Here is a 1,955-nt window from a genome sequence, read left to right as displayed (position 1 = left end):
AAGCAATACACGTTGCTGGACAGTAACGGTAAGAAAACCCGTTTTATGACTCAGGCTAAAACAGAACTGGGTCTTGAAAATGTCACAGTGGCAAATTGCCGGGTAGAATCCTTTGAGGCACACCAGCCGTTTGACGTTATTATGTCCAGAGCATTCAGTTCTCTGGCTGATATGGTCAATGGCACACACCATCTGATCAGGGCGGGTGGAAAGTTTCTGGCAATGAAAGGCCTGTTTCCGGAACAGGAACTGGTTGATCTGAAGCAGTCAAGACCGGAAATTTCCCTTCTGGAAAGTCATGCTCTGTACGTTCCGGGTTGTGAAGCACAGAGGCATCTGGTTATCCTGAAGGCAGACGTGTAGTTTAAACAAACAGCTTTTTAAAAACACAAAGACGATACGGTAGCAATTGGCAGTGGGAAAAATTCTTGCGGTAACGAACCAAAAAGGTGGGGTAGGAAAGACCACTTCCTGCATCAACTTGTCCGCCTCTCTGGTGGCGACCAAACGAAAGGTTTTACTGGTTGATATGGACCCTCAGGGCAATGCCACGACGGGAAGTGGTATCAATAAGCATGGTCTGGAGTATTCCTCCTATCATGTTTTGACCGGACGATGCACCATTGATCAGGTTATTCAGAACGCAGAAGAAGCCGGCTACGACGTGGTTCCCACTAACGCCGACCTCACTGCCGCTGAAGTTGAACTCATGTCAATGGAGGCCAGAGAGACGCGGCTGAGAAATGCACTTTCTGCTGTTAGTGATCGCTACGACTTTATTCTGATTGATTGCCCTCCGTCGCTTAATATGCTGACGCTGAATGCTCTGACTGCTGCAGAAGGCGTCATAATACCCATGCAGTGTGAGTATTATGCTCTGGAAGGCTTAACCGCTCTGATGGAAACCATTACCGGTATCAGACAGACCGTTAATCCGAAGCTGCACATTGAGGGTCTGCTCAGAACCATGTACGACCCCCGAATGGGTTTGACCAACGAAGTCTCCAGACAGTTGATTGGCCATTTTGGCGATCAGGTTTATCGTACCGTTATCCCACGGAATGTGCGTCTGGCAGAGGCTCCAAGCCATGGTAAGCCGGTACTGGCTTATGACCGAACCTCCAGAGGAGCGGTTGCTTACCTGGCACTGGCGGGTGAGCTGGTTCGCAGACAAGAGGCTCTTAACAAGGGGCTCAAGACTGAAAGGAAGACAGGAACCTGATGGCTAAAAAACGTCTTGGCACCAATTTAAGTGCGCTGATGGGAGGCGCTAACCTCTCTTCATCCGTTTCCGATGAATTAACCAACCTGACAGAAACGTCTGAAGGCGAAACCTTTCAGGACAAGGAGCTGAAAGAGATTCCTGTCGAGTTTGTGGTGCGTGGAAAATATCAGCCGCGTCGGGATATGCATCCGGATGCTCTGGAAGAACTGGCTGAAAGTATCAAGGCCCAGGGCATCATGCAACCCATTGTGGTTCGCCCGTTGTCTCATAATCGTTATGAGATCATTGCCGGAGAACGTCGCTGGAGAGCTGCACAGCTTGCCGGCCTGGCTGAAGTGCCTGCCCTGGTCCGGGATGTTCCTGACGAAGCGGCTATAGCGATGGCACTGATCGAGAACATTCAGCGGGAAGATCTTAACCCTATTGAAGAAGCCATTGCGCTTTCACGCCTGCAGAAAGAGTTTGAACTGACTCAGCAGGAAGTGGCTGAGGCCGTGGGTAAATCCAGAGCAGCAGTAGCCAATATCTTACGTCTTATGTCGTTGAGTTCTGACGTAAAAAAAATGCTGGAATACGGTGACCTGGAAATGGGGCACGCCCGCGCTCTACTGCCACTGTCTGATATGGAACAGCTGGAAGCCGCAAGAACCGTCGTGGCTAAGGGGCTCTCTGTTCGCCAGACAGAAGCTCTGGTGCGTCGCATGGTGCAGGAAAAAGAGCAGGGTAAGAA

3 protein-coding genes are annotated in these 1,955 nt (G+C 50.4%); all 3 read left to right on the top strand.

Annotated features, from left to right (window positions below; all coding sequences use genetic code 11):
- Positions 1-363, top strand: a 363-nt coding sequence (locus tag KDK16_RS09355; RefSeq protein WP_257275762.1) for a 16S rRNA (guanine(527)-N(7))-methyltransferase RsmG, incomplete at its 5' end; no start/stop codon positions are given.
- 52 nt (positions 364-415) lie between these two features.
- The gene (locus KDK16_RS09350; protein ID WP_257275763.1) at positions 416-1,222 is read left to right on the top strand and encodes a ParA family protein; all 807 of its coding nucleotides are present in this window, start codon (positions 416-418) and stop codon (positions 1,220-1,222) included.
- Positions 1,219-1,955 (top strand): ParB/RepB/Spo0J family partition protein (locus tag KDK16_RS09345; RefSeq protein WP_306670782.1); only part of this gene is annotated, 737 nt, incomplete at its 3' end. The genes KDK16_RS09350 and KDK16_RS09345, both read left to right, overlap by 4 nt.

The sequence above is a fragment of the Endozoicomonas sp. SESOKO4 genome (assembly GCF_024606275.1).
Note: the sequence above shows the minus strand (reverse complement) of the source record. Positions and strands in the feature narration are given on the sequence as shown.